The 25,000-nt window shown below is 74.1% G+C and carries 27 protein-coding genes; 16 read left to right on the plus strand and 11 right to left on the minus strand.

The genetic code is table 11. The features are described 5' to 3' along the window. Positions 1–220 precede the first annotated feature (220 nt). Positions 221–904 carry a CBS domain-containing protein gene (locus tag ACFQ9Z_RS14110; RefSeq protein ID WP_383016014.1) on the minus strand — a complete coding sequence of 228 codons (684 nt, stop codon included), beginning with the start codon at positions 902–904 and terminating at the stop codon, positions 221–223. Positions 905–975: 71 nt separating this feature from the next. Further along, positions 976–1,317 (minus strand): STAS domain-containing protein, encoded by a 342-nt coding sequence (locus tag ACFQ9Z_RS14115; protein WP_383016017.1) that lies wholly within the window; start codon positions 1,315–1,317, stop codon positions 976–978. Between the two features lie 403 nt (positions 1,318–1,720). On the opposite strand from ACFQ9Z_RS14115, the gene ACFQ9Z_RS14120 reads away from it, so the two are divergent. The 4 genes from ACFQ9Z_RS14120 (at position 1,721) to ACFQ9Z_RS14135 (ending at position 5,178) form a co-directional block, all read left to right on the plus strand. After that, the gene (locus ACFQ9Z_RS14120) at positions 1,721–2,791 is read left to right on the plus strand and encodes a zinc-dependent alcohol dehydrogenase family protein (RefSeq protein WP_383016020.1); all 1,071 of its coding nucleotides are present in this window, start codon (positions 1,721–1,723) and stop codon (positions 2,789–2,791) included. 28 nt (positions 2,792–2,819) lie between these two features. Further along, complete coding sequence (locus tag ACFQ9Z_RS14125) at positions 2,820–3,539, plus strand: pyridoxamine 5'-phosphate oxidase family protein (RefSeq protein ID WP_383016022.1); 720 nt, start codon at positions 2,820–2,822, stop codon at positions 3,537–3,539. Positions 3,540–3,829: 290 nt separating this feature from the next. After that, the gene (locus ACFQ9Z_RS14130; protein ID WP_383016025.1) at positions 3,830–4,531 is read left to right on the plus strand and encodes a CBS domain-containing protein; all 702 of its coding nucleotides are present in this window, start codon (positions 3,830–3,832) and stop codon (positions 4,529–4,531) included. Between the two features lie 41 nt (positions 4,532–4,572). Beyond that, a complete protein-coding gene (locus ACFQ9Z_RS14135; protein WP_383016028.1) occupies positions 4,573–5,178 on the plus strand; it encodes a hypothetical protein in 606 nt (201 codons plus the stop codon). Positions 5,179–5,317: 139 nt separating this feature from the next. On the opposite strand, the gene ACFQ9Z_RS14140 is transcribed toward ACFQ9Z_RS14135, so the two are convergent. Both ACFQ9Z_RS14140 and ACFQ9Z_RS14145 read right to left on the minus strand, forming a co-directional pair. After that, positions 5,318–5,968 carry a CBS domain-containing protein gene (locus ACFQ9Z_RS14140; protein ID WP_383016032.1) on the minus strand — a complete coding sequence of 217 codons (651 nt, stop codon included), beginning with the start codon at positions 5,966–5,968 and terminating at the stop codon, positions 5,318–5,320. A gap of 38 nt (positions 5,969–6,006) precedes the next feature. Next, positions 6,007–6,468: a cyclic nucleotide-binding domain-containing protein gene (locus tag ACFQ9Z_RS14145; RefSeq protein WP_383016035.1), complete on the minus strand. Its 462-nt coding sequence runs from the start codon at positions 6,466–6,468 to the stop codon at positions 6,007–6,009. 403 nt (positions 6,469–6,871) lie between these two features. Here ACFQ9Z_RS14145 and ACFQ9Z_RS14150 point away from each other — a divergent pair, with 403 nt between their 5' ends. The 5 genes from ACFQ9Z_RS14150 (at position 6,872) to ACFQ9Z_RS14170 (ending at position 10,481) form a co-directional block, all read left to right on the plus strand. Next, positions 6,872–7,558, plus strand: coding sequence for a transcriptional regulator (locus tag ACFQ9Z_RS14150; RefSeq protein ID WP_383016038.1), 687 nt, complete (start codon positions 6,872–6,874; stop codon positions 7,556–7,558). 10 nt (positions 7,559–7,568) lie between these two features. Beyond that, positions 7,569–8,819: an alanine racemase gene (locus ACFQ9Z_RS14155; RefSeq protein WP_383016041.1), complete on the plus strand. Its 1,251-nt coding sequence runs from the start codon at positions 7,569–7,571 to the stop codon at positions 8,817–8,819. 65 nt (positions 8,820–8,884) lie between these two features. Then, complete coding sequence (locus tag ACFQ9Z_RS14160; protein WP_383016044.1) at positions 8,885–9,853, plus strand: threo-3-hydroxy-L-aspartate ammonia-lyase; 969 nt, start codon at positions 8,885–8,887, stop codon at positions 9,851–9,853. Positions 9,854–9,925: 72 nt separating this feature from the next. After that, positions 9,926–10,267, plus strand: a complete 342-nt coding sequence (locus tag ACFQ9Z_RS14165) for a DUF6400 family protein (protein WP_383016047.1) — start codon at positions 9,926–9,928, stop codon at positions 10,265–10,267. Then, positions 10,254–10,481 (plus strand): hypothetical protein, encoded by a 228-nt coding sequence (locus tag ACFQ9Z_RS14170; RefSeq protein ID WP_143633568.1) that lies wholly within the window; start codon positions 10,254–10,256, stop codon positions 10,479–10,481. The genes ACFQ9Z_RS14165 and ACFQ9Z_RS14170 overlap by 14 nt, the downstream gene beginning before the upstream one ends. Before the next feature lie 26 nt (positions 10,482–10,507). On the opposite strand, the gene ACFQ9Z_RS14175 is transcribed toward ACFQ9Z_RS14170, so the two are convergent. Both ACFQ9Z_RS14175 and ACFQ9Z_RS14180 read right to left on the minus strand, forming a co-directional pair. Further along, a complete protein-coding gene (locus ACFQ9Z_RS14175) occupies positions 10,508–11,086 on the minus strand; it encodes a hypothetical protein (protein WP_383016052.1) in 579 nt (192 codons plus the stop codon). Between the two features lie 103 nt (positions 11,087–11,189). After that, a complete protein-coding gene (locus ACFQ9Z_RS14180) occupies positions 11,190–12,263 on the minus strand; it encodes an NAD(+)/NADH kinase (protein WP_383016055.1) in 1,074 nt (357 codons plus the stop codon). Positions 12,264–12,806: 543 nt separating this feature from the next. Here ACFQ9Z_RS14180 and ACFQ9Z_RS14185 point away from each other — a divergent pair. After that, positions 12,807–13,712 carry an NAD-dependent protein deacetylase gene (locus ACFQ9Z_RS14185; RefSeq protein ID WP_383016062.1) on the plus strand — a complete coding sequence of 302 codons (906 nt, stop codon included), beginning with the start codon at positions 12,807–12,809 and terminating at the stop codon, positions 13,710–13,712. Between the two features lie 425 nt (positions 13,713–14,137). On the opposite strand, the gene ACFQ9Z_RS14190 is transcribed toward ACFQ9Z_RS14185, so the two are convergent. Further along, positions 14,138–15,019: a serine hydrolase gene (locus tag ACFQ9Z_RS14190; RefSeq protein ID WP_383016067.1), complete on the minus strand. Its 882-nt coding sequence runs from the start codon at positions 15,017–15,019 to the stop codon at positions 14,138–14,140. 180 nt (positions 15,020–15,199) lie between these two features. Here ACFQ9Z_RS14190 and ACFQ9Z_RS14195 point away from each other — a divergent pair, with 180 nt between their 5' ends. Beyond that, positions 15,200–16,651, plus strand: coding sequence for a purine-cytosine permease family protein (locus ACFQ9Z_RS14195; protein WP_383016070.1), 1,452 nt, complete (start codon positions 15,200–15,202; stop codon positions 16,649–16,651). A gap of 200 nt (positions 16,652–16,851) precedes the next feature. Next, on the plus strand, positions 16,852–17,730 hold the full coding sequence (locus ACFQ9Z_RS14200) for an NmrA/HSCARG family protein (RefSeq protein ID WP_383016073.1): 879 nt from the start codon (positions 16,852–16,854) through the stop codon (positions 17,728–17,730). A 12-nt stretch (positions 17,731–17,742) separates the two neighbouring features. Here the strand turns inward: ACFQ9Z_RS14200 and ACFQ9Z_RS14205 are convergent, their stop codons facing one another. From ACFQ9Z_RS14205 to ACFQ9Z_RS14215, 3 genes are all read right to left on the minus strand, one after another. After that, the gene (locus ACFQ9Z_RS14205; RefSeq protein WP_383016076.1) at positions 17,743–18,534 is read right to left on the minus strand and encodes a ribonuclease BN; all 792 of its coding nucleotides are present in this window, start codon (positions 18,532–18,534) and stop codon (positions 17,743–17,745) included. Positions 18,535–18,772: 238 nt separating this feature from the next. Next, a complete protein-coding gene (locus ACFQ9Z_RS14210; RefSeq protein WP_383016079.1) occupies positions 18,773–19,423 on the minus strand; it encodes a hypothetical protein in 651 nt (216 codons plus the stop codon). 53 nt (positions 19,424–19,476) lie between these two features. Further along, complete coding sequence (locus ACFQ9Z_RS14215) at positions 19,477–19,968, minus strand: peptidylprolyl isomerase (protein ID WP_383016082.1); 492 nt, start codon at positions 19,966–19,968, stop codon at positions 19,477–19,479. A 177-nt stretch (positions 19,969–20,145) separates the two neighbouring features. On the opposite strand from ACFQ9Z_RS14215, the gene ACFQ9Z_RS14220 reads away from it, so the two are divergent. The 3 genes from ACFQ9Z_RS14220 (at position 20,146) to tpg (ending at position 21,785) form a co-directional block, all read left to right on the plus strand. After that, positions 20,146–21,003 carry a class I SAM-dependent methyltransferase gene (locus ACFQ9Z_RS14220; RefSeq protein ID WP_383016085.1) on the plus strand — a complete coding sequence of 286 codons (858 nt, stop codon included), beginning with the start codon at positions 20,146–20,148 and terminating at the stop codon, positions 21,001–21,003. Between the two features lie 69 nt (positions 21,004–21,072). Further along, complete coding sequence (locus tag ACFQ9Z_RS14225) at positions 21,073–21,213, plus strand: hypothetical protein (protein ID WP_383016088.1); 141 nt, start codon at positions 21,073–21,075, stop codon at positions 21,211–21,213. A gap of 14 nt (positions 21,214–21,227) precedes the next feature. Further along, entirely contained in the window at positions 21,228–21,785 is a 558-nt protein-coding gene (gene tpg, locus ACFQ9Z_RS14230; RefSeq protein WP_383016091.1) for a telomere-protecting terminal protein Tpg, read from the plus strand. Between the two features lie 26 nt (positions 21,786–21,811). Here the strand turns inward: tpg and ACFQ9Z_RS14235 are convergent, their stop codons facing one another. Beyond that, positions 21,812–23,611 carry a coagulation factor 5/8 type domain-containing protein gene (locus ACFQ9Z_RS14235; protein WP_383016094.1) on the minus strand — a complete coding sequence of 600 codons (1,800 nt, stop codon included), beginning with the start codon at positions 23,609–23,611 and terminating at the stop codon, positions 21,812–21,814. Between the two features lie 295 nt (positions 23,612–23,906). On the opposite strand from ACFQ9Z_RS14235, the gene ACFQ9Z_RS14240 reads away from it, so the two are divergent. After that, positions 23,907–24,974, plus strand: coding sequence for a DUF1996 domain-containing protein (locus ACFQ9Z_RS14240; RefSeq protein WP_383016097.1), 1,068 nt, complete (start codon positions 23,907–23,909; stop codon positions 24,972–24,974). The last annotated feature ends 26 nt before the right edge of the window (positions 24,975–25,000 follow it).

The raw sequence follows: 25,000 nt of genomic DNA on the forward strand, positions 1-25,000 counted from the left end.
GCGGACGTGGCCCGCTCGGTGCTGACCCACGTGGCGCACGGCAACCCCGCCGAGGTGCTGCTGCGGGCCGCCGAGGGAGCCGAGGCGCTGGTCGTCGGCAGCCGGGGCAGGGCGGCTTCGCCCGGGCCCCGCCCGGCTCCGTCAGCCGGCACGTGCCGCAGCACGCGACTGTCCGGTCGTGCTGGTGGGCCCCGGGCCCAAGTAGGCCCCGCCCACGCGGTCACTCGGTGGCGGCGCCCTGCCCGGCCACCGCGTCCCGGCCTCCCGGCGGCAGGTCGAACCGTACGTCGACCACCCCCTCCACGGCCCTGATCAGCCGGGCGGCCACCGGCACCAGGGCCCTGTCGCGCACCCGGCCGACGAGCGTCACGACGCCGTCCTCGACCACCACGTGCAGGGACGACGAAGGCGGCGGGAACAGGTAGGACACGATCTCCCTCCGGACCTGCTCGGCGATCTCCTCGTCCCCGCGCAGGAAGACCTTGAGCAGGTCGGCGCGGCTCACCACGCCCTGCAGCAGCCCGAGTTCGTCGACCACCGGCAGCCGCTTGACCCCGGTCCGCGCCATCGCCCGGGCGGCCTCGGCCAGGGTGGCGTCGGCGCGCACGGTCACGGCCGGCTCGGTCATCAGGTCACCGGCGCTGAGCGCGCCTGCCTTGGCCATGTCGGCGGGGCGGCGCAGCCGGGTGTACTCCTCCGCGGGATCGTCCCGGAGTTCCTCCGTGGGCAGCAGGTCGGCCTCGGAGACGACACCGACGACCCGGCCCTCGCCCTCGATCACCGGAAGGGCGCTGACCCGCCAGTCCTGCATCATCTCCACGATCTCCTTGAACGGGGCCCGGCGGCCGACGGCGGCGACCGTGTGCGTCATGACGTCGCTGACGATGTGCGGGGTGCCGTACATGGTGACTCCAGGAGGGACTCGGTTCCGTGCCCCGGTTCCGTGCCCCGGGCGCGGCGGCGGGCCGGGGGCGGCTAGGGCAGCCCCCGGTGCACCTCGAAGACTCCGCCCAGGCCGGACAGGCGCAGCAGGCGCGTGAAGCTCGTGCTCTCGGCGACCAGCCGCAGCCGGCCCCGGCGGGCCAGAGCCCGGTTCCGCGCCCGGCACAGGACGCCCAGCCCGGCGCAGTCGATGAAGGTGGCCGGGCGCAGATCGAGCACCAGATCGGGGCGCGGGCCCGCGGTGAGCGCGTCGAGCCGCTGCGCCAGCGCGTCCACGGACAACACGTCTATCTCCCCGTCCAGGGCCACGACGGTCGTGCCGCCGCCCTCGCTGGGCGCGGGGCGCGGGCCGGACGTCGTGCGGTTCTCGGGCATGCAACGAGACAAACGCCTTCCGGGGCGTGGGCGGTAGGGCCGGTCGGCCCCATCCCGGGGCCGACGGGGCCCACGGGGCGGGGAACGGGCCCGGCGCGGGCACGACAGGGTCGGGCGACGGCAGGAGACGGCACCGTGCGGGGCCGGGCGGGGCGGGGCCCGGACAGGGACCGGCGTGGGCGCGGACGGGGCCGGTATGGGTCGGCGTGCCGGCGGGCCCGCGCGGGATCCGGACGGACGCCTTCCGGCCGGTGGCGAGGGCCGGTCGGCCCAAGCGTGACCCCCGCCCACCGCACAAGCTGAACATGCGGGGCACTTCCGGCGCCGCGCCGGAGTCAGGCCCACGCCCGCGCACCCGCCGGACGCCCTGGCGCCGCGGCAGACCGAAGAGGTGAGGAGCGTCATGAAGGGCTACGTCTTCCACGGTCCCGGGCAGGCCTCCTGGCAGGACGTGCCGGACCCGGCGATCAAGGAGCCGACCGACGTGATCGTGCGGGTCGGCGCCGTGACCATCTGCGGGACGGACCTGCACATCCTCAGGGGCGACGTGCCCGAGGTGCGCCCCGGCACGGTGCTCGGCCACGAGGCGGTCGGCGAGGTCGTCGAGACCGGCAGCGACGTGAACACCGTGCGGCCAGGCGACCGGGTGCTGATCTCCTGCATCACCTCCTGCGGCCGGTGCCGCTTCTGCCGGGACGGCTGCTACGGCCAGTGCCGCGACGGCGGGGGCTGGATCCTCGGCCACCTGATCGACGGCACCCAGGCGGAGTACGTCCGCGTGCCCCACGCCGACCTGTCCGTGCACCCGCTGCCCGGCGCCGTACGCAGCGAGGACGCCGTACTGCTGGCGGACATCTTCCCGACCTCCTACGAGGTCGGCGTCCTCAACGGGCGGGTCCGCCCTGGAGACACCGTCGTGGTCGTCGGCGCCGGCCCCATCGGCCTCGCGACGATCACCACGGCACGCCTGTTCTCGCCGGAGCGGATCATCGCCGTCGACCTGGCGCCGGCCCGGCTCGAGGCGGCCAGGCGGTTCGGCGCCGACGCGGTGGCCGACGCGCGGGAGGCGCCCCGGCAACTGGTGGACGACCTGACCGACGGGCTGGGCGCGGACGTGGCGGTCGAGGCGGTCGGCGTCCCGGAGAGCTTCGAGCTGTGCACCCGCGTCGTCCGTCCGGGCGGGCACGTCGCCAACGTCGGCGTGCACGGACGGCCCGCGACCCTGCACCTCGAGGACCTGTGGATCAGGAACGTGACCATCACCACCGGCCTGGTGGACACCCGTTCCACCCCGACGCTGCTGCGGATGGCCGCGGCCGGCCGGCTGCCGACCGGTGGACTGGTCACCCACACCTTCCCGTTGCAGCAGATGGAGGAGGCCTACGACATCTTCTCCCGGGCCGCCGAGACCGGCGCGCTCAAGGTGGTGCTCGGCGGGGAGCAGCACGCGGAACTGGCCGTCCCCGCGGCCTGAGCACGAAGCGAGACGGAGGCGAGGGACCATGACCGGCAGGACAAGGGCGGGCACGGCGGCGGGCCTCTCCGCGGGAGCGGTCACCGACGCCCCGGAGGCGGAGACCCGTACGGCGCTGGGCGACCTCGGCCGGCGGCTGGCCGCCCGGCGGCTGCAGCTCGGCCTGACCCGGCGGCAGGCCGCGGCCCGCGCCGGAATGGCGGCCAGCTATCTCAGGTACCTGGAGGAGCACCCCGGCGCCGCGCCGGGCACCGGCGCCCTGATGAACCTGGCCGAGGCGCTGGAGACCACCGTCAACGAACTCACTGGCGGCGGCGTCGACCTGCCGCCCGGCACCGGACGGGCCGCACGCGCACCGGAGTTCAGCAGACTGCGCCCGAGCGAGTGCCGCACCCTGCTGGCCATGCACGGCGTCGGGCGGCTCGCGGTGCCCACGGCGTCGGGCCCGCTGATCGTGCCGGTGAACTACACCGTCGTGGACGGCGCGATCGTCTTCCGGACCGCGCGCGGCGCGACCCCCTCGCTGGCCGCCGGACTCCAGGTGGCGTTCGAAGTGGACCGCATCGACGAGGCGTTCAGCCAGGGCTGGAGCGTCCTGGTGCGCGGGCCCGCCCACGCGGTCACCGACCGGCACGAGCAGCTCCGGCTGGCGGAGCGGGCGTACAGCCTGCCCTGGGCGGGAGGCGTCCGGAGCGTGTGGGTGCGCATCGACCCGTTCACCATCACCGGACGCCGGATCACCGTGTGAGGCGGGCCGGCGACGCCCCCGCGACCGCGGCCGGGCGCCGGGCGCGGACGACGGAGCGACACCGCGGGGGATCGGTGCCGCTCCTGCGACCACTGTGGCCCATGCCGCGCCGGCGTCCGTAGTGCCGATGGACCCGTACCGGGGGCCACAGGTCCCTCGCGATCGTGTGACCGGCCGTCGTGAGGGACGCTCCGGCCGCGGGAACGGGCCACTCGGCCCATGCCCCGGGCGGGGTCGCGGGCGCACGCTGAAGAAGTCCCAGGAAGGCATCCGAGCCCCCGGAGGGCGCCATGAACGGCACTCCGACGGTCGTGAACGACGTGATGACCTGTCCGGTCGTCGCGCTGCGCACCGGCGCCGGCTTCAAGGAGATCGCGCAGGCGATGCGGGAGTGGCAGGTGAGCGCCCTTCCGGTGCTGGACGCCGACGGCCGGGTGGTGGGCGTGGTCTCCGAGGCCGATCTGCTGCCCAAGGAGGAGTACCGCGAGGGCGACCCGGACCGGTCCGCGCAGCTGCGGCACCTCGCCGACCTCCGCAAGGCGGACGCGGTGACCGCGGCGGAGCTGATGACCGCCCCGGCCGTCACCGTGCCGCCCGGGGCCACCCTCGCGCACGCGGCGCGCGTCATGGCCCGCCGCAGGGTCAAACACCTGCCGGTCGTCGGTCCCGACGGGACCCTCAGGGGGGTCGTCAGCCGCTCCGACCTGCTGAAGGTGTTCCTGCGCACCGACGAGGACATCGCCGAGGACGTCGCCCGCGAGGTGGTCGTGCGGCTGTTCGGCACCCGGCAGGCGCCGGTGCGGGTCGAGGTGCGCGACGGGGTGGTCACCCTCACCGGGCGCGTGCACGACACCGCGCTGGTGCCGCTCGCCACCCTGCTGGCGCGCTCGGTGCCCGGTGTCGTCGACGTGCGCTGCGCCCTGACCGGCCCGCGCCGCCACCCGCACGCGGGCCCCGGTCTTCCGGAGCTGCGGCCGGCGGCCCCCGCCTGACGGCGGCGACGGCAGGCGGAGCCGAGAGGAGGCCGTCCCCGATGCCCGCGAAACCATCCCGACCGAACGAGTCCCCCGTCCGGCTGTGGCGCTGGCGGCACAACGCGCTGCGCCGGCACAGCGACGCCGTCGAGGCCTGGATCGTGCTCGGCGTCTGGTTCCTGGTCCTGGTCGGCGGCGCCTTCGCGGGGCTGCTGGCGGCGCACTCGGTGGACTCGGACCTCGCCGCACGGCGGGCCCGCGCACACCCGGTCGCCGCCGTGGTCACCGGCGTCGAGCCGGAGACGCCGTCCGCCGCGAACGGACACGACGACGGCCGGGTGCGGGCCACGGTGCGCTGGACCGACGCAGGCGGATCGGTGCACCGGGCCACGGCCAGGGTCCTGCCGAACGCCCTGGCGGGCACCCGGCTCACGGTGTGGGCGGACACCGCCGGCCGGGTGGTCCCGGAGCCCCTGAGCAGGACGGAGGCGGTCCTGCAGGCGGCCCTGACCGGCATCCTCGTCGGTCCGCTCTTCGGCGCGGCGGTCTGGGGCGGCGGCCGGCTGCTCCAGGCGGCCCTGCTGCGCCGGCGGCTGGCCGAATGGGACGAGGAGTGGAAGCGCGTCGGCCCGGAGTGGCGCAAGTTCAGCGGGGGACGGGGGTGAGGGCGGGGGAGAGGCGCCTGGAGGCGTGGCCGCTCGGGGGCCCTGTCGGACCCGCCTGATGTCAGCCCTCGGCCGCGGTGAGGTGGGACTCCACGCTCACCACGGCTCGGGGGCGGGGCCCTGTCGGAGCGGCCTGGCGTCAGCCCTCGGCCGCGGTGAGGTGGGACTCCACGCTCACCACGCCCTCGACGGCCCGGACCATGCCGATCGCCAGGGGGATGCGGGCCGCGTCGGCGACCCGGCCGGTCAGGATGGCGACGCCGTCCGAGACCGTGATGTGCACCGGCTCGACCGGGGCCGGGAAGAGGACGTCGACGACGTCGCGCCGGATCTCGTCGGCGAGGTCGTCGTCCGGGCGCAGGAACACCTTCAGCAGGTCCGAGCGGCTGACGACGCCCTCGAGTACTCCCTCGGCGTTCACCACGGGCAGCCGCTTGACGTGCCGCAGGGCCATGATCCGCGCCGCCTCGGCGAGCGTGGCGTCGGCGTGGACGGTGACCGCCGGGGCGCTCATCACCTCGTCCGCCGTCACCCCTCCGGCCTTGGCCAGGTCGGGCAGGCGGCGCAGCTGGGTGAGCCGGTCCGGGTCGCTGTCCCGGAACTCCTCCTTGGGCAGCAGATCGGCCTCGGAGACCAGGCCGATCACCCGGCCGTCCCCCTCCAGCACGGGCAGCGCGCTGACCTTCCACTCCTCCATGCGCTCGACGATCTCCCTGAACGGTGCCCTGCGGCCGACCGCGACGACCGCCCGCGTCATCACGTCGCTTACCCGGTACGGGCTGCCTGTCATGGTGTCCTCCTCGGGGTCCTCCCCGCCGGGCCGGGCGGTCAGACCAGGCCGCCGCTGCCGTAGGGGGCGTAGAGGTCGAGCAGCCGGATCCGGGACGCGTGCAGCCGCTGCGCGACCACCCGCCCCACCCAGACCGCGATCGCCCGGCCGAACTCCGGGTCCTCGGCGCACATGTCCAGGACGGTCCCGGCGTCGAACTCCCAGGCCCGCACGGGACTCAGCGCCTCGGCGCCCAACTGCCAGATGTGCGGCGGGAAGTGCCAGGACCAGCCGACCAGGTCGCCGTGGCCGAGCGACTCGATGACGGCGGGACGGCGGCCGGGCACCCTCAGGTCCAGGGCCACGGTGCCGGTGCGCACGATCCAGAAGCGGTCGGCCCGCCGGCCTTCCTCGAACAGGCGGGCACCGCTCGCGAACGAGACCTCGCGGGCCGCCCGCATCAGGGATTCACGGTGCTCGGCGGGCAGAGCGGCGTTCAAGGTGGTGGTGGCGGAGGTCATGGCCCCGGCTCCCTTCGTGGCGTCTGGTGCCAGCGTGGGCCTCCCGGGGCCTCGGCACCACGGGCCGCTCGGGCCCCGCCCGTGGGCCCTTCGGCCCGGCCGCGGGGGCCGGGAAGGGCGCATGAGGGCGGGAAGGACGCCATCCGCTTCTCGTGGATCCTGATTGCGCGGTGCACGGCCGCGAGCCGCTTCCCCGCGTCTCCAAGGAGTCCTTCCCGCTACCTCCAGCAGACCACGGGAAAGGCCCGTCCACCAGTAGTGTCCGGCCGCCGCTCCACCCCGGCCACCTCGGGCGCCCGTCCCCGCGGCCCGTCCCGGCGATCCGGCTCTGGACGCCGGCGGGCTCCCGGGTTAGCCTTTCCGTCCAGAGTTGGATTTCGAGTCCATATACGGGGAGGGGCCGATGGATCACGTGACGGACGGCGCGGAGCCGGTGCGCCGTGCCGGGTCGGCGGCGTCCGCGGCCGCCGACCCGGACGAACACCTCATCCGGGAGGCCGAGAAGATCGCCGTCGCCCTCGGGCGCATGTTCCCGGGCCTGTGCGAAGTGGTCCTGCACGACCTGCGCGACCCCCGGCACGCCATCAGGACGATCGAGAACAACCTCTCCGGCCGCCGGACCGGGGACTCCGCGACCGAGCTGGGCCTGGCCCGGATCGCCGACCCGGACTACCCCGGCGTCATCCAGAACTACCCCAACCGGTTCCCCGACGGCCGCCCGGCGAAGAGCACCTCGATCGGCATCAAGAACAGCGCCGGCGACTACATCGCCGCCCTCTGCCTGAACCTCGACGTCTCCGTGCTGTCACCCGTCACGCTGGCCCTGTCCAGGCTCGTCGCCACCGACACCGACCACCGCGACCCCCCGCTGGAGACACTGCGCGACCGCAACGCCCGCGAGCTGCGCGGGGCGGTCGAGTCACTCGCCGCCGAGCGCGGCGGGACCCCGCGTTCGCTGAGCCGGGACGCCAAGAGGGAACTCGTGCGGCACCTGCACGCCGAGGGCTACTTCGACTCGCGCGACGCCGCCCAGAGCATCGCCGACCTGCTCGGCGTCTCCCGCGCCACCGTCTACAACTACACCAGGTGAGAGGCCGCCCATGACCGCCGCGGACCGCCGTCTGCCGCACAGCACCGAGGAGCGGACCGCCGCGCTCGCCGACGGGGCCCCGGGGCCGCAGACGGCTCCGGCGCCCACCGCCCCGCCCGCCCGGACGCTGGCCGACCCCGACACCCCGTTCGCGGTCGTCGACGTGCACCGGGTGCGGCGCAACATCGAGCGGCTCGCCCGGCACGCCGAACGCCTCGGCGTGGCCCTGCGCCCGCACGTCAAGACGGCCAAGAGCCTGGACGTCGCCGCGCTCGCGCACCCGGGCACGCCCGGCCCCGTCACCGTCTCCACCCTCGCCGAGGCCGAGGCGTTCGCAGACGGCGGCCACACCGACATCACCTACGCCGTAGGCATCGACCCCCACAAGCTGCCCCGGGCCTTCGCGCTGCGGCGGCGCGGCGTCACCCTGCGCGTCCTGCTCGACAGCGCCGGACAGGCGAGGGCCGTGGTCGATGCCGCCCGGGAGACCGGCATCGGCCTTCCCGCCCAGATCGAGATCGACTGCGACGGCCACCGCGGCGGCCTGCGGCCCGACGCCCCGGAACTGGTCGGCATCGGCCGTGCCCTGCACGACGCGGGCTGCCTCGACGGGGTGCTGACCCACGCGGGCGAGTCGTACTTCGCCCACACCCCCGAGGAGCGGCGCCTGGCCGCCGGGCGGGAACGCGACGCCGCCGTCGCGGCGGCCGGCCGGCTGCGCGCCGCCGGCCTGCCCGTGCCCGTCGTCAGTGTCGGCTCCACTCCCACCGCCCACGCCGCCGAGGACCTCACCGGCGTCACCGAACTGCGCGCCGGGAACTACGTCTTCTTCGACCTCGTCATGGCCGGCCTCGGCGTCTGCGAACTGGACGACCTCGCCCTGTCGGTCGTCGTCACCGTCATCGGCCACCGCCCCGAGTACGGCTGGATCATCACCGACGGCGGCTGGATGGCCATGTCCCGGGACCGCGGCACCTCCGCACAGCCCCAGGACCAGGGCTACGGCCTGGTCGCCGGCCTCGACGGACGGCTCGTGCCCGGGCTCGTCATGACCGCCGCCAGCCAGGAGCACGGCACCCTCACCGCCCGCGACGGCGCCCCCCTGCCCGACCTGCCCGTCGGCACCCGCCTGCGCGTCCTGCCCAACCACGCCTGCGCAACCGCCGCCCAGCACCGCGGCTACCACGTCGTCGACAGCAGCCGGACCGCCGGTCCCGCGCCCGGGATCCAGGCCGTCTGGAACCGCGTCACCGGCTGGTGACCGCACCCCGCCGGCCCGCCGGCCGGCGACCCGCCGCCCCGCCCCTCCCGTCACAAGGACCCGACATGGCCGACGCATCGCCCGTATCGTTCGACGACGTCCGGGAGGCCGCCGCACGCCTCCAGGGCATCGCCCATCGCACCCCCGTGCTCACCTCCCGCACGCTGAACTCGGTCGTCGGCGCCGAGGTGTTCGTCAAGTGCGAGAACTTCCAGCGGGTCGGCGCCTTTAAGTTCCGCGGCGCCTACAACGCCGCCGCCCGGCTCTCGCCCGGGCAACTGGCCAAGGGCATCGCCGCCTACTCGTCGGGCAACCACGCCCAGGCCACCGCGCTGGCCGCCCGCGAGCTGGGGACCACCGCCGTCATCCTGATGCCCGAGGACGCCCCCCGCTCCAAACTGGCGGCCACCGCCGGGTACGGCGCCGAGGTCGTCACCTACGACCGCTACACCCAGGACCGCACCGCCCTCGGCGAGGCCCTGGCCGAGGACCGGGGCCTGACCCTGATCCCGCCCTACGACCACCCGCACGTCATCGCCGGCCAGGGCACCGCGGCCCTCGAACTCCTCCAGGACACCGGGGCGCTCGACGCGCTGGTGGTGCCGGTCGGCGGCGGCGGCCTCATCGCGGGCAGCGCCACCGCGGCCAAGGCGCTGCACCCGGGCATCCGCGTGGTCGGCGTGGAGCCCGAAGCGGGCGACGACACCAGGCTCTCCCTGGCCGGCGGCGCGCGCGTCACCATCCCCGTGCCCCGCACCATCGCCGACGGCCAGGCCCTGGCCACGCCCGGCGAGATCACCTTCCCCATCAACCAGCGCCTGGTCGACGCCGTCTCCGTCGTCAGCGACGAGGAGATCGTCCACGCCATGCGGTTCGCCTTCGAACGCCTGAAGATCGTCCTCGAACCGAGCGGCGCGAGCGCCCTCGCGGCTCTCATGGCCGGGCGCGTCGACGACCCGCCGCGACGGATCGGCGTCATCGCCTCGGGCGGCAACATCGACACCGAGCGGTTCACCGGTCTCATCGCCCGCTGACCCTGTGACTTCTCCCACCCGCTTCCCACCCGCTCTTGCCCCGGCGGCCCGGGCGTATCTACGTTCGGACACATGTCCCCCCATGGCCCCATCCTTCCCGGCGAACCCGGCGAACCTCTCGAAAAGTCCGAACCGGACGAGTCCGCGGGGGCCGGCCGGCCCCCGGCGGACCGGCCCGGCGCCGCCCGGCTCGTCGAGTTCACCGTCGACCTCAGCTCCCACGAGATGCTCCGGCGCACCCACACCGTGGCCGCACTGGGCGCCGGCTGGGACCCGGTGGCGGCCCTGCACGGCGAGCAGGAGGCGTACGACCTGCTGTACTCCGGCCTCGACGCCGAGCAGCAGCGCCTCTACGAGGAGCTGATCGCGGCCGGTGTGCTGCCCCGGCGCGGTGGCGGCGATGCTGCCGCTTGATCCGCAGGCCGACATCGGCCGCCGTGCCTGGGTGGCCTGCCCCAACTGCGACGACCGCCGCGGCTGCGCCACCTGCGAGCAGGGGCGCCCGTGCCGCGGGCACTGGCGCTACCTGCTCTCCAACACCGGCAGCCTGCTGCACCTGCAGTGCCCGTCCTGCCGCCACGTCTGGAACCACGAGACGCACTTCGGCGCCACCCGCTCCCAGATGTGACACGGGCCGGGACCCGCAGGACCCGCTCAGCGGGCGCCCGTCCAGTTGTGGGCCACGTCGACCACGAGCCGGCCCGCCGCCTGCTGGACCCGGAACGGCAGCCGGGCCCGCACGCCGAGACCCACCTGCGTCTCGCCCTCGAAGCTCCCGGCGAACCGGGTGTCCCGGAAGGTGCGGTACCCGCGCACGTCGACGCCCGGCAGGGTGCGGCCCACACGCCCCGGGTACGTGACCGCGCCGGTCGCCGGGTCGTAGCTCGGCGCGCCGACACGGATGTCGAGCACGGCCCCGCCGGCGACCGGGATGGTGCGCCCGGTGGTGCTCTGCCGCAGCCGTTCGACGTACGCGACGTGGTAGCGGACGGCCCGGCCGCCGCCGGGCACGTCGAACACGATGCGGTCGTAGCAGTCGTGCCGCCCCGTCCTGACGTTCTTCAGCGGCACCGCCCCGGTGGCCGGGCCGCCCTTGGCTCCGCTGCCCCAGCCGGTCGGACAGGCCGTGGCCCGCGCGGCGGCCGCCGGAGCCGCGTCCGCCGCCGTCGCCGCGCCGCCCAGTCCGGCGCCCGCCAGGACGAGAACTGTCGCGATGATTCCTGTTCTCCGCATGATGTCCCCCTTGGTCACGCCATGCTGTTATGGGGTGAGACATGCGGATATGGCGAATGGTTGCACGACGGGGCGGGGAGACCGCGCGGGCCGGCCCAGAGCGTCAGGTCAGGGGCGGCGCCCGGTGCGGGGCGGTGGGCATGGCGAGGTGCGCGAGGTCGCCCGGCGGCGGTGTGCGCACCGGCCACAGCGGCGCGGCGTCGCCGTCGGCGAGCGCTGCCGGGGCGTCTGTGAGCCTCATGCGCTCCCGCAGCCGGCCGTAGAAGTCCATCGGGCCCAGCCGGACCGCCTTGAGCCGGCGTGGAGCGGCGTACACGCCGATCCAGTCCCCGGGGTCGAGCACCCCGCGGACCTGGCCGTCGATGCTGACGGCGGCCTGCCCGGACCGTTCCAGCACGCGCAGCGCGATGGGCTCGTCCGGGGCCGCCACGACCGACCGGTTGAACGTCATGTGCGGGGCGACCGGAGTGAAGATCAGACCCTCCGCGCGGGGCGACACCACCGGGCCGCCCGCGGCGAAGCTGTACGCGGTCGAGCCCGTCGGCGTGGCGACCAGCAGTGCGTCGGCGGAGTAGGCGGCCAGCAGCCGGCCCGCGAGGTAGACGCCGACCGACACCTGCCGGTCCCGGGTCAGCTTCTCCAGCACCACGTCGTTCAGGGCCATGACGTTCAGGGCGATCCCCCAGTCGTCACCGGTCTCGCACTCCGAGCGCACCCGTGGCGGCGGCAGCATCGGGCCGCGGCCGTAGCGCACCAGCGCCTCCATGTGCGCGGGCACCTCCAGCCGGCACGACGCCCGCATGGTGAGCAGCATCCGGTTCTCGACCGTGATCCTCTCCTCCCGCACGGCCTCCAGCGCGGCTCGCACCGCGGGCGCGGGCACCTCGGTCAGGAAGCCCACCCGCCCGAGGTCCACGCCCAGGACGAGGGCGTCGTTCTCGGCCGCCAGCCGGGCGCCGCGCAGGAACGTCCCGTCGCCGCCCAGGGTGACGATCAGGTCCGGATCGCCGGCCGCGTCGACCTCCTCCCGGGCGCTGTGCCGCTCGCCTTCCCGCCACACGTCGATGTCGGCGCAGGCCACCGCGTGCTCGGCGCACCATTCGCGCACGGCGCTCGCGGCGGCCACGGCCTCCGCCCGTCCGCCGTGCACGACCAGACCGACACGGTTCACCGTCATACCCGCCTCCCAGCCGGTTGGCCCCGGAGTCCATCCTCGCCGGGAATCCCGGCCGGCACCTCCCGCGCCGCCCGGCCGTGTCCCGCCGCCCCTCGCCGCGCCCTCGTCACGGGTCCGGCGCACGCCTGACCGAGCCGATCCGACGCCCGCCGCTCCCCGGGCCACGAGTACGGGACCACGGGAACCCGGTCCGGCGCCCGCGTCCCGGGCGGGGCCGCCGGAGGAGGGCCCATCCGGGGCGCCTCCGGGCGCCTCCGGCGGTTGGGCGGCGACCGGCGTGGTCACCCGCACCGGCATGAACGAGAACAGGCCACTCGCCCTGGTGACCGGGGCTTCCAGCGGAATCGGATACGCACTGGCCAGGCAGTTCGCGGAGAACGGCTACGACCCGCTGACCAACGCCGAGGACGACCGCCTGGACTGCACGAAGGCGGGGCGTTGTACACCGGCTGGAACGGACCCGGCATGGTCGCCGCGACGGAGGAGGTGAACGCCGGACGGCTGACGCGGTGGCGCGCCGGGCCGGTTCCGTACCCTGACGGCATGCGCATGCGCCCCACCCTGAGCTGGACCCCCGCGGACGACCTGCCGCCGGGCACCACGGACCTGGAGCCGGTCGCCGACGCGCTGAGCGCCGGCGGTGTGCTGGTGCTCAGCGGGGCGGGCATCTCCACCGAATCGGGCATCCCCGACTACCGGGGCGAGGGCGGCAGCCTGACCCGGCACACCCCCATGACCTACCAGGAGTTCACCGCGGACCCCCGGGCCAGGCGCCGGTACTGGGCGCGCAGCCACCTCGGCTGGCGCACCTTCGGCCGCGCCCGGCCCAATGCCGGGCACCGGGCGGTGGCCGCGTTCGAACGGCACGGGCTGCTCTCGGGCGTCATCACCCAGAACGTCGACCGCCTGCACCAGGCCGCCGGCACCGAGGACGTGGTGGAACTCCACGGCAGCCTGGACCGGGTCGTCTGCCTCTCCTGCGGCGCCTTCAGTCCCCGCCGCGAACTCGCCCGGCGGCTGGAGGAGGCCAACCCGGGCTTCGATCCGGTGGCCGCGGGCATCAACCCGGACGGCGACGCCGACCTCACCGACGACCAGGTCGGCGACTTCCGGGTGCTGCCCTGCACGGTCTGCGGCGGCATCCTCAAACCGGACGTCGTGTTCTTCGGCGAGGCCGTCCCGCCGCTGCGGGTCGAGCACTGCCGCGCCCTGGTCCGCGAGGCCTCCTCGCTGCTGGTCCTGGGCTCCTCCCTGACGGTGATGTCCGGGCTGCGGTTCGTCCGCCAGGCGGCCCAGGCGGAGAAGCCGGTGCTGATCGTCAACCGGGACCCCACCCGGGGCGACCGCCATGCCCGCACCCGCGTCGCGCTGCCCCTGGGCGCGGCGCTCACCTCGGTGGCCGACCGGCTGGGCGTCCCCGTCGACGCACCGGCCGCGGACCCGGCGTAGCCCTGGCCGCGGCGCGTGCGCGGAGCCCCGGCGGGACCTGTGACGGCGGGCGCCGGTCCGCCGCCGCGGCCCGGCGGGCGCCGCGCCGGGCCATGCGCACCGGCACGGCGCGGCGGCCCCGGTCACGGCACTCGCGGTGCCTGGAGGCGGCTCCGGCCACGGGACCCGCGGTGCTCGCGGCGCCCGCCGGGCCATGCGCACCGGCACGGCGCGGCGGCCCTGGCCACGGCACTCGCGGCGCCTGGAGGCGGCTCCGGCCACGGCACTCGCAGCGCCTGACGGCGGCCCCGGTCACGGCACTCGCGGCGCCTGGAGGCGGCCCCGGCCAACGGCCCCAGGACCCGCGGCGGCTCCGGCCACGGCACTCGCGGCACTCGCGACGCCTGACGGCGCCCCCGCCTCCCTCCCGCCGCCGCGTCGTGCGGTCAGGAAGCGCCGGCCGTCGCGGTGGACACAGCGGCCCGGGCCGCCCGTTCCACCAGCGAGACGCCGTCCTTCATGGTCTTGTTGCCGTCCGACAGGACCGCGACCAGGTAGTGGTGTCCGCCCGCCGTGATCCGGCCGACGCTGTTGACGTCCCACAGGTCGGTCGTGTCGCGCTGGAGCCAGCCGTTCTTCAGGGCCGTTCCGGCGCCGCCGGCCGCCGACACGCCCCAGGACTGGTCGTCGGCGACGTTGCTCATCAGGCCGCGTACGTAGGCGCGGGACGCGGCGTCGAGCGCCGGGGCGGAACCCGGCTTCGTGGCCTGCCCGGTGTCGAACACCGCGCGCAGCAGCCGTATCTGGTCGGCGGACGTGGTCCGGGTCAGGCCCCACTTGCCGCCGGGGCCGCCCACGGTCTCGGTGAGCCCGAGCCGCTTGTTCGCCGCCTTCAGGCCCGGGGCGAGGCCGATGCTCCGCCACAGGGCGTTGGCCGCCGCGTTGTCGCTGTGCTCGATCATCTTCTTGGTCTGCGCGCGTTCCCCGTCGGACAGCGCGCGCCCCGAGTCCTGCGCCTTGAGCAGCAGCGCGGCCAGGATGTCGACCTTGATGATGCTGGCCGTGTCGTAGGGGGTCTCCTCGCCGAACACGGTGGGCGCGCGGCCCGGCAGGTCGAGGTCGAGGACCGCGGCGGTCACCCGTGCCTTGCCGTGCGCGCCGACCGAGGCGGGGAAGTCCGCCGGGCCGGCGGCGGCCGGGGTGGCCGCGGCGGCGGACGCCGGGGCGAGGACGCCGGAGGCAAGCAGCGTCGCGGCGGCCACGGTGAGCGCGCCGCAGGCGGCCGCGCGCTTGCCCGGGCGCGGCGAGAGGAAGGATCGGAACGGCATGGTGAGGGGCCTCGGCGGTGCGGGGGACAGGGACACGACGGTGTGAACGTAGTCAGAAGGACGGTCCGGTGAAGTGACCGATGCCACGAAAAGGCCCTTTCGGGGCGATTTGTGAGCAGGGCAACAGATCGTGATGGGCGCAGAATGAGACCAGGAGGCGTGCCTGGTCCGGGAGGCGTCATGAGCACATCAGGCGAGTCCAGGGTGTCCGGTCTCGAGGTCCGTTCGATCGACTACGTCCCCCTGGACGAGCGCCACGGCAGGCTCTGGCACCTGGGTCCGCTGTGGTTCATGTCCAACGCGCAGATCGCCACCCTGGCGGTGGGGCTGATCAGCATCACCCAGGGCGGCAACCTGATCTGGTCGCTGCTGGCCATCGTCGTGGGCACCGTCATCGGCACCTTCTTCATGGCCTTCCACTCGGCCCAGGGGCCCCAGCTCGGACTGCCGCAGATGATCCAGTCGCGGCCCCAGTTCGGCTACCGCGGCGCCCTGCTGGTGTGGCTCTTCGCCTATGTGCAGTACGCGGGGTTCAACGTCTTCAACAGCAGCCTCGCCGCCGACGCCCTGCACACCACGCTGCACGGCGGCGTCCGGCTGTGGGTGGTCGTGGTCACCGTGGTGGCGCTCGTGATCGCGCTGGTGGGCTACGACATCATCCACAAGGCGGAGCGCTTCCTGACCTACACCTTCCTCGTCGTCTTCGGCGTCTTCACCGTCGGCGTCCTGGTCACCCTGCACTACCCGCCCGGCTCCTTCGACCTCGGCGGCTTCCGGTGGACCCCGTTCCTGGCGCAGTTCGGCGTGGTCGCCGGCTACCAGATCAGCTGGGCCATCTACGTCTCGGACTACTCCCGGTACCTGCCGCCGGACGTGACCGTCCGCAAGACCTTCTACTGGACCTACTTCGGCTCCGCGCTCGGCGGCATCTGGCTGATGGTGCTCGGCGCGCTGCTGGCAGCCTGGGCCGGCAAGGACTTCGAGACCATCCGGTCCATCAACGCCGCCGGCGACAAGATCTTCGACGGATTCGGCGCGATCGTGCTGCTCTTCGCCTCGCTGGGCTTGATCTCCGTCACCGCGCTGAACATGTACGGCGGTTCACTGACTCTGATCAGCGCCATTGACTCGTTCCGGCGGGTGCGGCCCACCCTCGGCGTGCGGCTGCTGACCATCGGGCTGACCGCGGCGCTCTCGCTGGTCGGTGCGCTCGCCGCGACCGCCAACTTCCTGCAGAACTTCAACGACTTCCTGCTGGTGGTGCTCTACCTGTTCATCCCGTGGACCGCGGTGAACCTCATGGACTACTACGTCGTGCGCCGCGGCCACTACGCCATCGCCGAGATCTTCAACCCGCACGGTATCTACGGCCGCTGGGGCTGGCACGGCATCATCGCCTACCTCGTCGGCTTCGCCGTCATGATCCCGTTCTTCTCCGTCGGCAAGCTGTACGTCGGCCCCGCCGCCGAGGCGCTGGGCGGCGCCGACATCTCGCTGTTCGTCGGGCTGCCCGTGTCCGCGCTGCTGTACTGGTGGCTGACGCGCTCCGTGGACGTGGCCGCCGAGACCCGCATCGCCGAGGCCGAGGCGGAGGCCCTGGAGCGGGCGGCGCACGAACACCGCGAACCCTGAAGGCCGGACCCGGCAGCCGGAGGCGGTGGCCCTCGGCCAAATCGGCTGCACGGCGCAGCGAATTCAAGGTATCTTTCTGCGTGGCGCAGCCACTGCGCCGCGCCGCTCACCATGCGCCGCTCGGTCTCTCCGCGCCTCCCGGCCTTCCCGTGCGCCCCTCCGCGCGCCCCACGACCCCGACTCACCCAAGGAGCCCAGCCATGCTCACCATCGCCGTCACCGGCGCGACCGGCGCCCAGGGCGGTGCCACCGCCCGCGCGCTGCTCGCGGCCGGACACCACGTCCGCGCCCTCACCCGCACCCCGGCCGCACCGGCGGCCCGGGCCCTGCACCGGCTCGGCGCCGACGTACGCCGCGCCGACCTCGACGACCGCCCCTCCCTGGACGCGGCCCTCGCGGGCGCCGACTCCCTCTTCGCGGTGACCACCCCGTTCGGCACCGACACCGCGACCGAGGTGCGCCAGGGCAGGACCCTGCTGGACGCGGCCGCGGACGCCCGGCTCGGGCACGTCGTGTTCACCTCGGCGGCGCACGCCGACCGCCGCACGGGCATACCGCACTACGACAGCAAGGCCGAGATCGAGCGTCACCTGCGCACGACGGGCGTTCCCTGGACCGTCGTGGCGCCGGCGGCCTTCATGGACAACTTCGCTTCCGGCTGGACGCTGGAGGGCCTGCGCGAGAACACCTTCGCCTGGCCCATGCCGGCCGACCGCCCCCTGACACTGATCCCCGCCGAGGACATCGGCGTCTTCGCGGCCCTGGCCCTCACGCGCCCCGCCGAGTTCACCGGCCGCCGCGTCGACATCGCCTCCGACGAACTCACCGCCGCCGGCATCGCCGCGGTGCTGACCACGGCCGCCGGTCTCCCGGTCGCGCACCGCGAGGTGCCCCTGTCCCAGGTCCGCACGCATTCGCACGACCTCGCGGCGATGTTCGGGTACTTCGGCACCACCGGCCTCGACGTCGACGTCACCGCCCTGCGCCGGGCCCACCCCGAGGTCGGCTGGCACACCTTCGCCGACTGGGCGGCGGCCCAGGACTGGCCGGACCTGCTCGCCGCGGAGCCCCGGCGCTGATGGGCGGGGCCCTCACTCGTCGTGGGACGGCATCCAGTGGTGCTCGCAGAACCAGCGGCCGAACAGCGCGCCCCCGTACACCACGAAGCCCACCCCGATCAGCCATGACTCGACCACCAGCACCGTCCCCATCGCCCCGTAGGTCAGCGCGTTGGTGACGATGAGCGGGGTGAACACCAGGTGCGAGAAGGCGCGCAGCCCGGCCAGACCGACCACGGTGCCGATCGCGCCCGGCAGCAGGCGGCGCCAGGTGACCTGGCCGCCCAGCAGGAACCGCTGGCCCCACCAGAAGAACAGCACGCCGCTCAGCACGGACGTCAGGACCCGTGGCACCCCGTGCAGCGCGGGCCGGGTCTGCACCTCCTGGTAGAGGTAGCCGGTCATCACCACGAGCCAGGTCGCCTGCCGCCAGACCCGGTGCCAGGGGCCGGACGCGAGACTCCAGATCCGCTCGTAACCGTTCTGCACACTGCCGGCGAACGACACCCCGAACACCGCAAGCAGCACCAGGCTCAGCACGCTGGTGGTGCCGATGACCTTGCGCGGCGGACTGATGATGCCGGTGAGGGCGTCGGCGGACGGCCCGGACAGGCCCATGCCGTCGGTGAGCCACGAGGCGAAGCCGCCCCGGACCAGCGGATCGCCGGCGGCGACCACGATCAGCAGCGGGGCGAGCGTCACCAGGGCCAGCGTGGCGAACCCCATCGCCCGGTGCATCAGCTCCAGGTCCCGCCCGCGCCGGAACAGCGCGCGCACGCCGAGCCACTCCCAAGCGCGGTGGAGGCCGCGCCGCCACTGCCTCACGGGTCCCTCCCGTGCTCGCGCACCCGGGCTCTCCGCCGTCCGGCGGCCCTGCGCCCGCCCTCGACGGACGGCACCTGCCGAGCCCCTGGTCTGCCATGATCCGACGGAACGAGCCGGTCCGCACGGACCCCCTCCGGTGGGCTGCTGCCCGGGTCCGGCTGCCGGGTCCCCGCCGCGTACGGGAGTACACACCGCAGGGCGGCGCCGGGAGGCGCCCGCCCCGCCCGGTCGTGCACCGTCACGGGGCGGTGGGCCGCGCCGTCTCGCGGACCGTGGTGGTCACGCGGACGAGGGACGGCCGGCGGGGCGTGGAGCCGAAACCGAAGCGCACGGGCGGTGCGACCGGCGCGAGCGCACCGAGGTCCCGTCCCTCGAAGGTGGCCGTCGCCGCGGTCAGGGCCCGCTGATCACGCGCTCCGTACCATTCGCGCCTGCCCCCGCCGGCGCTCCCGCGCGTGCGCACCCCCAGCAGCAGGCGGGCGAGCGGATCCGTCACGGCGGTCCACGCGGGCGACGCGGCCAGCGCGCCAGGGACCGCCCTGAGCAGCAGCCCCGTCGCACCGCGCCGCCCGACGGTGAGACTCATCCGGAGCAGCGGCTCCGCGTCCACGGTCCAGCAGCGATCGTCCGCACGCACCCGTACGGACACGACCCGCACCTCGTCGAAGGTGTAGGTGCCGCCGATGAACCGGGCCGTCTCCGGGGTGGGGGCCAGCAGCAGGCGGTGGCCGTCGGCCCGTTCGAGCATCACGTCGCTGAACGGGCCGAAGGGCGAGCGGAGCCAGTGCCCGAGCACCAGCCGAGTGCCGGACGACGTCCCGGCTCCCGCGATCCAGCCGTCGAAGCGCAGCGGAGCGGGCCGGGCCCGCGACCGGGCACGGCCGCTCATCGGCCCGGGCCGGACGGGGGCGGTGTCACCGGCGTGTCCGCCCGGGGCGCCCGCTAGACCGTTCCGCTCTCGGCGATCGTGACCTTCGCGCTCGGCGTGCCGCTGCGGCTGCCGAGCGACTCGATGCGCTTCACCAGGTCCTGGCCCTCGACGACCTCGCCGAAGACGACGTGCTTGCCGTCGAGCCAGTCGGTGACGATCGTCGTGACGAAGAACTGCGAACCGTTCGTGTTCCGGCCCGCGTTCGCCATGCTCAGCAGGTAAGGACGGTCGTGCTTGAGGTCGAAGTTCTCGTCCTCGAACTTCTCGCCGTAGATGCTCTTGCCGCCGGTGCCGTTGCCCCGGGTGAAGTCGCCGCCCTGCAGCATGAACTGCGGGATGATGCGGTGGAAGGAGGAGCCGGCGTAACCGAAACCGTTCTGGCCGGTGGCCAGCTCGCGGAAGTTCCTGGTGGTCTTGGGGACCACGTCGTCGAACAGCTTGAAGACGATCCGGCCGGCCGGCTCGTCGTCGATCGTGATGTCGAAGTACACGTTGTCACTCATGGCGATCAACCTACCGTCGAGCGGCGCCCCGGCGCGCGGAAGGGTCCGCCTGGACGCCCGGTGTCCTCGCCGGCGTCCGCCGCGACACGGACCTCCGGCCTCATGACGAACCCTACCCGAACGCGTGCCCTGACATGATCGGCTCCGGACGGAGCCGGCGGGGGAGAGGAGGCCGCCGTGGCCGAGGGCTGGACCTGGGACGAGACCCTGTTCGCGGGAACCGCGGTCCACTACGGGCGGGGCCGGCCGCCCTACGCCCCTGCCCTGGTGCCGCGGCTGGCCGAGCTGCTCGCCCCGGACGGGACCGGACGGCTCCTGGACGTGGGCTGCGGACCCGGCACCCTGACGCTGCCCCTGTCGCACCTGTTCGCCGAGGTGGTCGGGGTCGATCCCGACCCCGGGATGATCGCCGAGGCCGCACGCCGGGCCGCCTGCGGGGAGGCGGCCGGCCGGGCACGGTGGGTGCGGCTGCGGGCGGAGGACCTCCCTGCGGGGCTCGGGACGTTCGGCGTCGCCGTCTTCGCCCAGTCCTTCCACTGGATGGACCGCGACCTGGTGGCCGCCACCGTGCACCGGATGCTGGAGCCCGGCGGGGCGCTGGTGCACGTGTCGGACCTGAAGGGCGAGCGGCGCGGCGTCGAGGGCCTGCCGTACCCGGCGGTGCCCCACCCGGCCGTCGTCGAACTGGTCAAGGAGTACCTGGGCCCGGTACGCCGTGCCGGGCGCGGGGTGCTGCCGCGCGGGACGCCCAGCGGCGAGGCGGCGGTGCTGGCCCGCGCCGGGTTCCTCGGGCCCGAGCGGCACGTGGTGCCCGGCGGGCAGGCGCTGGAACGGGACGTGGACGACGTCGTCGCCTGGGTCTTGTCGATGTCGTCCTCCGCTCCCGGGCTCTTCGGCGAACACCTCGGGGCCTTCGAGGCCGACCTGCGCGAGCTGTTGCGGTCCCGCTCGCCGGAGGGCCGCTTCTCGGCGCGCGTACCGGGCAACGAGGTGTTCGTGTGGCGTACGCCCGGACCGGCCGCGCCGTCCCGTTGAACGCGCCATGGACGCGATAGGTACGCCGAACGTGCGGTTGACGCTAGGGTTCGGGGCAGGAGGTGCCGCATGACCGAGCTGCTCGACGCCGTCGCCCCGCCGGAGGCCTGGGTGCGCCGGCACAAGGGCAGGTATCCGGACGCCCGGTGCGAGCGGCTCCGCGGCGCCTGCGCCGGCACCATGGTCACCGCCCACGACGACGGACAGTAGGGGCGGGGGGACCGATGGACACGGTCGGCGAAGGGCTCGACAAGGCGGTGCGGGGGGCGTTCACCCGCCCCCTCCCCAGGTCCGCGGGGGCGAGGATGCGCTACCTGGTCAGGCAGCACAGGGGCAGCACCGCGCGGGTCGCCCAACTGCTCGGCGTCACCCGGCGCACCGTGGAACGCTATGTCAAGGACCAGATCAGGCGGCCGCGGCCGGACCTGGCGCAGCGCCTGGAACGCGAGGTCGCCAGGCGCTGGCAGCCGCAGGTCCGGGCCAGGGCGAAGCGGGCCGCGACCACCAGCACCGGCATCGTCATCGACACCCGCGCGCGGTTCGGCTACACGGCCGCGCCCGGCTCGACGGACGACGCCCGGCTGCGCCACCTCACCCTCGCCCTGCCCCCGCACCACGCGGCCCGGCTCTTCGAGGCGCGGGACGCGGGGGCCGGCGAGGACCGGCTGCGGCAGATCGCCGCCGAGGCCCTGGGCGAGGTCTACTTCCGCGACAGCGGCCGCCGCGCCCACGGCCTTGAGGTGGAGTTCACCGACCTCGAACACGTGGAGTTCGACCTGTAGCGCCACGGCCCCCGCGCGCCGCGGTCCTACGGGTACGACACCACCGTGGACGGCGTCGTCGACGTGCCCGAGGTCGGGGCCCCCGTCTCGTTGATCACGTGCTCGTACTGCCCGTTGCCGCCGAGCGAGACCACCAGCAGGTCGTGGAACTTGACGCCAGGACGGTTCGGCGCGGAGAAGCCGTGGTGCTGGACGATGCCCGGGTCGACGTTGTAGTAGCAGTAGCTGCCCAGGCCCCAGCCCTCGTGCGCGGTGACGTCGTCGCCGACCTTGTAGGCCGCGTATCCCTTGACGGCGCCGTTCTGTACGGCGGCCTGGTTCGGGGCGTCGTACGCCTTCTCGTTCTGGAAGAAGATCGTGCGGCCCCGCTGGCCGTTCCACTGCACGTCGTACTTGTTGAAGTGCTCCACGAACAGGCCGGTGCAGAGCACGTCGTCGCCGTTGACCACCACCCCGTAGTCGGCCCGGTTGGTCTCCCAGCCGACGCCGGTGCCGTGGTCCGCGCGCCACACCCAGGTGTGGTCGACGATGGTGTGCCTGCTGTTGATCACCATGCTGGTGGTCGCCTTGCCGGCGCCCGCGCCGCCGATGCGCACGAAGACGTCCTGCACCGTGGTCGGATTGGCCGAGTGGTCCTTGGCGGCGCCCGCCGGGCCTATCTCCAGCAGGGTGCGGGAGTTGACCGGTCCCGCGTCGACGAGGAAGCCGGCGAGCCGCACGCCGTCGACGTCGGCGACCTTCACCGCCGTGGCCCCGTTGTCGGGCACCAGGGTGGCGTAACCCAGGCCCAGTACCACGGTGTTGGGGCGGTCGACCTGGATCGGCCGGTCCACGTGGTAGACGCCCGGCGTGAGCAGCAGGTGCAGGCCCTGCGCGAGCGCCTGGTTGAGGGTGGCCGCGCTGACGCCCGGCTTGGCCACGTAGAACCGGGACAGCGGCAGGGAGGTGCCCCTCGGTGTGCCGTTGCCCCAGGTCACCCCGCGGGCGTTGGTGCGCTTCTCCGGCACGAAGACCCGGAACTCGCCGTCGCCGACGTACAGGAACGGCTTCTCGCGGGAGACCGGGGTGGTGTCCAGCGTGGTGTACACCGGGTTGGGGAAGCCCTGTGCCGGGGCGCCCTGGACACCCGAGAACACCATGTTCCACACGCCGTTGAGCCAGCTGCCGACGACGCTGTCCCGGGTGTACCACTGCTGCTGCGAGTAGGGCCCGACCTGGCCGTCGATCCGGCTGTCGGCGATGTAGCCGCCGCTCGCCCAGCCGTAGCCGGACGGCGCCAGGTTCAGCCCGCCCCGTACGTGCATCCGGCGGAACGGCGCCGCCTGGGCGACCGCCCACCGGTTGGTGCCGTTCGCGGGGACGAGGGCGAGGTTCTCCGCCGAACGCCAGAAGTTCTGCGTCGCGTTGCCGTCGAACCAGCCGGCGTCGACTGTCACGTCGCCGTTGATGGTCGTGTCGTCGGGGGAGAGGCCGAGGCCCGCGACGGAGGTGTAGAAGCCGATCTGGGCGTTCAGGCCGTGGTAGGTGCCGGGCTTGAACAGCAGCGCGTAGCGGCCGTCGCCGAACTGGGCGGACTCCTGCTTCGCGAAGACCTCGTCCAGCTTGGCCTGGATGCCGGGCGTCGCCGGGTCGAAGACGAGCACGTTCGGACCGAGGTCGCCGCCACCGGGAAGGGCGCGCGGGGACCGGCGCCCGCGGGCGGCGGCGCCGGCCGGGGCGGCGGCGCCGGCCAGCACGGGCACGGCCGCCGCCGCGGCGCCGAGCACGGCCCGGCGGCCGACCGGGGAGGAGGGGGAGGAGGGGATGTCGGGGGTGGCGGGGGGCATGCGCGGCTCTCCTGGTTCAGGAAGTGAACGAAGTGGGGCTTGGGAGCGCTCTCTCGACGTTGGATGCTTCATTGGCGTGAACGGTGCGTCAAGAGTTGTGACGGGATTTCCCCACAAGCCCTCTGAGTGACCGTCACATGCTCACCCGCGCCTTCGAGAAGTGAGCGAAAGCCCGCTGCTGATCCTTTGGCCGGTTCCCTTGACACCTTCCCCCGCCGCCCCAACACTCCAGCGGTGGGAGAGCGCTCTCCCGCTCCGCACGGCCTCAGCCCCCACCTCCCTCCGAGGAGCCCGCATGTCACGGAGATCGAAGATCCTCTCGGGCGCGCTCGTCACCTCCGCCCTGCTGCTGACCCCGCTCGGACTCAGCGGCGTCGCGGCGTCGTCCACGCCGTCCGCGACCGTCGTCCACACCGGCCACACCATGGCGCTGTCCACCGCGTCCTCACCCGAGGACCCCGACGGCGACGGCTACATCCCCGCCGACCCGCCGGTCACCGGCGTCACCCCGTCGACGCAGAACCCACCGCACCGCTACTTCCACGAGTTCCAGGCGAACTGCGCGGTCAGCCACACCCGGCCCGACGACCCGATCGTCTATCCGCAGCAGCCCGGCAAGTCCCACGACCACACGTTCATGGGCAACACCACCACGAACGCCGGCAGCACGACCGCGACCCTGAGCGCGGGCGGCACCACCTGCAAGGCCCCCGGTGACCTCTCCGGGTACTGGATGCCCACCCTCTACAACGGGGACAAGCCCGTCCTGCCGGTCGGCCCGCAGGTCATCTACTACAAGGCCGGCGTCACCGACTACACCAGCGTCCGGCCCTTCCCCAAGGGGCTGAGGTTCGTCGTCGGCAGCCCCATGCAGAGCGCCGACGAGTTCCGCCACCACCCGGGCTTCGTCGAGGGCTGGGAGTGCGGCGACAGCTTCTTCAACACCGAGTTCCCGGCGAACTGCCCCGCCCGGCCCGACGTCCAGCTCAACATCCGTTTCCAGGCGCCCAGTTGCTGGGACGGCCGGTACCTGGACACCCCCGACCACAAGAGCCACATGGCCTACCCGGTGGTGAAGCCCGGCACGAACGACAACGTCTGCCCCGCCGACCACCCGGTGGCGCTGCCGATGATCGAGTTCAAGATGGCGTTCCCGGTCAACGGAGACATGTCGAAGGTGCGGCTGGCCAGCGGGCCGGGCCACAGCTTCCACTACGACTTCTTCAACGCCTGGGACGACCGCACGCTCAAGGCGCTGGTCGACCACTGCGTCGTCGGCGGACTCCAGTGCGACGCCCGCGGCTACGACGAGACGCACCCGGAAGCGGGCGCGGCCCTAGGCGCCGACTACCGCCTTCCCTGACCCCCCACACCGGAAGACCCCACCAC

Origin of the sequence: Streptomyces sp. NPDC056580 (assembly GCF_042793175.1) — a bacterium.
GTDB lineage: Bacteria > Actinomycetota > Actinomycetes > Streptomycetales > Streptomycetaceae > Streptomyces.

Coding starts and splice junctions, on each gene's coding strand:
- ACFQ9Z_RS14110 (WP_383016014.1), bottom strand. CDS start 904: ATGTACGGCACCCCGCACATCGTCAGCGACGTCATGACGCACACGGTC.
- ACFQ9Z_RS14115 (WP_383016017.1), bottom strand. CDS start 1,317: ATGCCCGAGAACCGCACGACGTCCGGCCCGCGCCCCGCGCCCAGCGAG.
- ACFQ9Z_RS14120 (WP_383016020.1), top strand. CDS start 1,721: ATGAAGGGCTACGTCTTCCACGGTCCCGGGCAGGCCTCCTGGCAGGAC.
- ACFQ9Z_RS14125 (WP_383016022.1), top strand. CDS start 2,820: ATGACCGGCAGGACAAGGGCGGGCACGGCGGCGGGCCTCTCCGCGGGA.
- ACFQ9Z_RS14130 (WP_383016025.1), top strand. CDS start 3,830: ATGAACGGCACTCCGACGGTCGTGAACGACGTGATGACCTGTCCGGTC.
- ACFQ9Z_RS14135 (WP_383016028.1), top strand. CDS start 4,573: ATGCCCGCGAAACCATCCCGACCGAACGAGTCCCCCGTCCGGCTGTGG.
- ACFQ9Z_RS14140 (WP_383016032.1), bottom strand. CDS start 5,968: ATGACAGGCAGCCCGTACCGGGTAAGCGACGTGATGACGCGGGCGGTC.
- ACFQ9Z_RS14145 (WP_383016035.1), bottom strand. CDS start 6,468: ATGACCTCCGCCACCACCACCTTGAACGCCGCTCTGCCCGCCGAGCAC.
- ACFQ9Z_RS14150 (WP_383016038.1), top strand. CDS start 6,872: ATGGATCACGTGACGGACGGCGCGGAGCCGGTGCGCCGTGCCGGGTCG.
- ACFQ9Z_RS14155 (WP_383016041.1), top strand. CDS start 7,569: ATGACCGCCGCGGACCGCCGTCTGCCGCACAGCACCGAGGAGCGGACC.
- ACFQ9Z_RS14160 (WP_383016044.1), top strand. CDS start 8,885: ATGGCCGACGCATCGCCCGTATCGTTCGACGACGTCCGGGAGGCCGCC.
- ACFQ9Z_RS14165 (WP_383016047.1), top strand. CDS start 9,926: ATGTCCCCCCATGGCCCCATCCTTCCCGGCGAACCCGGCGAACCTCTC.
- ACFQ9Z_RS14170 (WP_143633568.1), top strand. CDS start 10,254: ATGCTGCCGCTTGATCCGCAGGCCGACATCGGCCGCCGTGCCTGGGTG.
- ACFQ9Z_RS14175 (WP_383016052.1), bottom strand. CDS start 11,086: ATGCGGAGAACAGGAATCATCGCGACAGTTCTCGTCCTGGCGGGCGCC.
- ACFQ9Z_RS14180 (WP_383016055.1), bottom strand. CDS start 12,263: ATGACGGTGAACCGTGTCGGTCTGGTCGTGCACGGCGGACGGGCGGAG.
- ACFQ9Z_RS14185 (WP_383016062.1), top strand. CDS start 12,807: ATGCGCATGCGCCCCACCCTGAGCTGGACCCCCGCGGACGACCTGCCG.
- ACFQ9Z_RS14190 (WP_383016067.1), bottom strand. CDS start 15,019: ATGCCGTTCCGATCCTTCCTCTCGCCGCGCCCGGGCAAGCGCGCGGCC.
- ACFQ9Z_RS14195 (WP_383016070.1), top strand. CDS start 15,200: ATGAGCACATCAGGCGAGTCCAGGGTGTCCGGTCTCGAGGTCCGTTCG.
- ACFQ9Z_RS14200 (WP_383016073.1), top strand. CDS start 16,852: ATGCTCACCATCGCCGTCACCGGCGCGACCGGCGCCCAGGGCGGTGCC.
- ACFQ9Z_RS14210 (WP_383016079.1), bottom strand. CDS start 19,423: ATGAGCGGCCGTGCCCGGTCGCGGGCCCGGCCCGCTCCGCTGCGCTTC.
- ACFQ9Z_RS14215 (WP_383016082.1), bottom strand. CDS start 19,968: ATGAGTGACAACGTGTACTTCGACATCACGATCGACGACGAGCCGGCC.
- ACFQ9Z_RS14225 (WP_383016088.1), top strand. CDS start 21,073: ATGACCGAGCTGCTCGACGCCGTCGCCCCGCCGGAGGCCTGGGTGCGC.
- tpg (WP_383016091.1), top strand. CDS start 21,228: ATGGACACGGTCGGCGAAGGGCTCGACAAGGCGGTGCGGGGGGCGTTC.
- ACFQ9Z_RS14235 (WP_383016094.1), bottom strand. CDS start 23,611: ATGCCCCCCGCCACCCCCGACATCCCCTCCTCCCCCTCCTCCCCGGTC.
- ACFQ9Z_RS14240 (WP_383016097.1), top strand. CDS start 23,907: ATGTCACGGAGATCGAAGATCCTCTCGGGCGCGCTCGTCACCTCCGCC.